The 4,513-nt window shown below is 62.4% G+C and carries 1 protein-coding gene; it reads right to left on the bottom strand.

Annotation, left to right across the window (positions count from 1 at the left end):
* A partial coding sequence (locus tag FHL16_RS33590) for a beta strand repeat-containing protein (protein ID WP_342212513.1) occupies window positions 1-4,513 on the bottom strand: 4,513 nt, incomplete at both ends.

The following is a 4,513-nucleotide window of genomic DNA, read 5'->3' on the forward strand; positions in this document are numbered from 1 at the left end:
GCCGACTTGCCGTCGACGTCCAGCTTCTCGTAATTGCCGCCCTTGGCATCATCAATCTTGACGCTCAGCGAGCTGCCACCGGCCAAGGCATCGTTTGGCGCAACGTAGTTCACGCTGGCGCTGCTCGAGCCGACCGGAATGGTGATGGTCTGGCCGTTGGACAAGCTCACGACAACCGGCGAGCCGGTCACTGGCGCAGTCACGGACGCGGTGTACACCACGGTGCCGCCTTCAGCCACAGTGGACGTCGCGGTCAGGCTGACGGTCGAGGTGTCGACGGTGTCGGTCACATCAGTTAGCGCTGCCGCTGGGTCTTTAACCAAGTTCTCAAAGTTGCCGCCAGTGGCGTCCTTGATGGTCGCTTCGACTTTACCAGCGTCTTTGTAGACGTCATCGGCCGGTGCCTTGACGGTCACGGAGCCGCTGGTGGCGCCGGCTGCAATGGTGATCACGGCGCCGTTGCTCAGGGTGACGGTGACTGGTGTGCCAGCCGCGTTGGTCAGGTTGGCGGTGTAGACGATCGAACCGCCTTCAGCGACCGAATCAGTAGCGCTCAAGCTCAACGTCGTGGCGTCCGCGCTGTCGGTCACTTTGGTGACGACGGCGGAGCGGTCGGTGTCGAGTTTTTCGAAGTTGCCGCCCGTGCTCTCTGCAATCGCTGCCCGAACAGGCGAGGCGCCGGTGTAGACGTCATTTGGCACGGTGTACGGCGCCGAACCGCTGGACTCGCCGGCCTTGATGTTGATCACCAGACCGTTATTCAGGGTCACGGTCATGGCCGTGTCGGCAGGATGGCTCAACGTGGCGGTGTAGTTGATCTGACCACCTTCGCCGACGGTGCTCACATCGGCACTGAGCTTGAGTGTGGTGGTATCCACGGTGTCGTTGACGGTGGTGGTGTGCGTGGTTTTGCTGACGTCGAGTTTTTCGAAATTGCCGCCGTCGGTGCTGGCGATGCCAACGGTGATTTTGCTGCCGTCCTTGTAGACGTCATCGCTCGGCGCCGGAACGGTGATGAGGCCCGACTTGTCGCCGGCCTTGATCAAGACGCTCTCGCCGTTGCTCAGTTTGACCGTCATGTCGGTGCCGGCGGCATTGCTGAGGTTGACGGTGTACGTAATGGTGCCGCCCTCGACCACGTAGTCGCTGGCGGTCATGGTCACTTTGGTGGTGTCCAGGGTGTCACTGATGGCGGTCGAGGTCGGGGTCTTGTCGGCGACCAGGCTCTCGTAATTGCCCCCCGTCACATCCTTGATGGCGTTGGTCAGCGGCTCGTGGCCGACCAAGGCATCGTTCGGCGCTTTGACGGTGATCGAGGCGTTACTTTCGCCGACCGCAATGGTGATTTTTTCGCCATTGGACAAGGTCACGACGACCGGCGAACCGGTGACCGGCGCGGTGACGGAAGCGGTGTAGACCACGTTGCCGCCTTCGGCGACAGAGGAAGTTGCGGTCAGGCTGACGGTCGACGTATTGATCGTGTCAGTGACTTCAGTAACCGCCGCTCCCGGGCTGGTGACCAGGTTTTCGAAGTTGCCGCCAGTCGCGTCTTTGATGGTCGCTTCGACTTTTCCGGCATCTTTGTAGACGTCATCGGCTGGTGCCTTGACGGTCACGGAGCCGACCGTCGCGCCGGCCGCGATGGTGATCACGGCACCGTTCGACAGGTTCACGGTGACCGGGGTGCCGGCAGCATTGGTCAACGTCGCGGTATAGACAATCGAACCGCCTTCCGCGACCGAGTCGGTAGCGCTCAGGCTGACGGTGGTGGTGTCTGCGGAATCAGTAATCGAGGTGTCTGCCGACTTGCCGTCGATGTCCAGCTTCTCGTAGTTGCCACCCTTCGCGTCGTCGATTTTCACGCTCAGAGAACCACCGCCCGCCAATGCGTCGTTTGGCGTTATGAAGTCCACACTGGCGCTGCTCGAGCCGACCGGAATGGTGATGGTCTGGCCGTTGGACAAGGTCACGACAACCGGCGAGCCGGTCACCGGAGCGGTAACGGACGCGGTGTAAACCACGGTCCCGCCTTCCGCCACGCTGCTGTTGGCCGTCAAGCTGACGGTCGAGGTATCGAGGGTGTCGGTAACGTCAGTCACTGCCGGAACAGTGCTTGGCACCAGGTTCTCGAAGTTGCCGCCAGTCGCGTCTTTGATGGTCGCTTCGACTTTGCCGGCGTCTTTGTAGACGTCATCGGCTGGTGCCTTGACCGTCACGGAGCCGACCGTCGCGCCGGCCGCGATGGTGATCACGGCACCGTTGCTCAGGTTCACGGTGACCGGGGTGCCGGCAGCATTGGTCAACGTCGCGGTGTAGACGATCGAACCGCCCTCAGCCACCGAATCCGAAGCGCTCAGGCTCAGGGTGGTGGTGTCTTTGACGTCGGTCACCGAAGTCACCGCCGGGGTTTGATTCGCCACCAGGTTTTCGTAGTTGCCGCCGGTGGTGCCATCGATTTTCACGCTCAGCGAACCGCCGCCAGCCAAGGCGTCGTTCGGTGCAACAAAATTCACGCTACCCGAACTCGCGCCGACCGGAATGGTGATGAACTGGCCGTTGGACAACGCCACTACCACCGGCGAACCGGTCACTGGCGCATTGACCGACGCGGTGTAAACCACGGTGCCGCCTTCGACCGTGCTGGCCGTGGCGGTCAGGGAGACGGTGCTGTTGTTGATGGTGTCGGTTACGTCGGTGACTGCTGGCGTCTTGTCGGCCACCAGGTTTTCGAAGTTGCCACCGGTGGTCTTGGTGATGCTGGCGTCGACTTTGCCAGCGTCTTTGTAGACGTCATCCTTGGGGGCGGCGAAGTTCACCGAACCGCTGGTGGCGCCCTTGGCGATGTTGATGACTGCGCCGTTGCTCAACGTCACGGTCATTGCAGTGCCAGCGGCATTGGTCAGGGTCGCGGTGTAGACGATCGAACCACCCTCGGCGACCGAACCGGTGGCGCTCAGGCTCAGGCCGGTGGTGTCGGTCGAATCGGTGACGGTGGTGACCGCCGGCGAAGAGCTGGTGACGACTTTTTCGAAGTTGCCGCCGTTGTGGCTGGCAATCGTTGCCTGGACTTTTCCGCCGTCGATGTACGGCGTATTGGCCGGTGCAGCGAAGTTCACCGAACCGGTGGTGGCGCCGGCGGCGATGTTGATCACTGCGCCGTTGCTCAACTTCACGGTCATCGCCGTGTCCGTCGGGTTGCTCAGGGTGGCGGTGTAGGTGATCTGGCCACCTTCGCTCACGGTGTGGCTGGCCGACAGGGACAGGGACGTCGTGTCCACCGTGTCTTTGACGGTGGTGCTCACTGACGTCTTGCTGACGTCGAGTTTTTCGAAGTTGCCACCGCTGGCGTCCGTCATCTTGACGGTGAGCTTGCCGGCATCCTTGTAGACGTCGTCGCTCGGCGCCGCGATGGTGACCGAACCGCTGGTCTTGCCGGCTGCGATGGTGATGGTCTCGCCGTTGCTCAGCTTGACGGTCACCGGGGTTTGCGCGGCGTTGGTCAGGGTCGCGGTGTACGTGATGTGCGAACCTTCGAGCACAGACTTGTCAGCGCTGAGGGTCAGTTGTGTGGTGTTAGTGGTGTCGGCGACGTTGGTCACGGCCGGATTCGGGCTGGTGACCAGGTTCTCAAAGTTGCCGCCAGCGGCGTCCTTGATGGTGACTTCGAGTTTGCCAGCGTCTTTGTAGACGTCGTCTTTCGGCGCGTCGACGGTCACGGTGCCAGTGGTTTTACCAGCCGCAATGGTGATCACGGCACCGTTGCTCAGGGTCACGGTGACCGGAGTGCCGGCCGGATTAGTCAGGCTCGCGGTGTAAACGATCGCCCCCCCCTCGTTGACGTTGCCGGTGGCAGTCAGCGACAGGGTGGTGGTGTCGACGGTGTCGGTCACGCTGGTGCTGACCGGGGTTTTATCGGCGACCAGGTTTTCGTAGTAGCCGCCACTGACGTTAGTGATCGAATTACTCACCGGCGCGTGGCCGCTCAGCACATCATTCGAGACCACGGCGTTGACGGTGCCGCTGCTGGCGCCGACCGCAATGGTGATGGTCTGACCATTGGCCAGCGTCACGATCACAGGCGAGCCGGTGACAGGTGCGCCGACCGAGGCGGTGTACACCACGGTGCCGCCTTCAGCCACTGTGCTCGTGGCGGTCAGCGTGACGGTCGACGTGTCGAGGGTGTCGGTGACGCTGGTCACCGCTGCGGCCGGGTCCTTGACCAGGTTTTCGAAGTTGCCGCCAGTGGCGTCCTTGATGGTTGCTTCGACTTTGCCCGCGTCTTTGTAAACGTCATCGGCCGGTGCCTTGACGGTCACGGAGCCGCTGGTGGCGTTGGCGGCGATGGTGATCACTGCGCCGTTGCTCAGGGTGACGGTGACCGGCGTGCCAGCCGCGTTGGTCAGGTTGGCGGTGTAGACGATCGAACCGCCTTCAGCGACCGAATCGGTTGCTGTCAGGCTCAGAGTGGTGGTGTCCGCCGAGTCGGTGACCGAGGTGTCGGCCGACTTGCCGT

Source organism: Pseudomonas sp. FSL W5-0299, from assembly GCF_005930655.1.
Lineage (GTDB): Bacteria > Pseudomonadota > Gammaproteobacteria > Pseudomonadales > Pseudomonadaceae > Aquipseudomonas > Aquipseudomonas mandelii.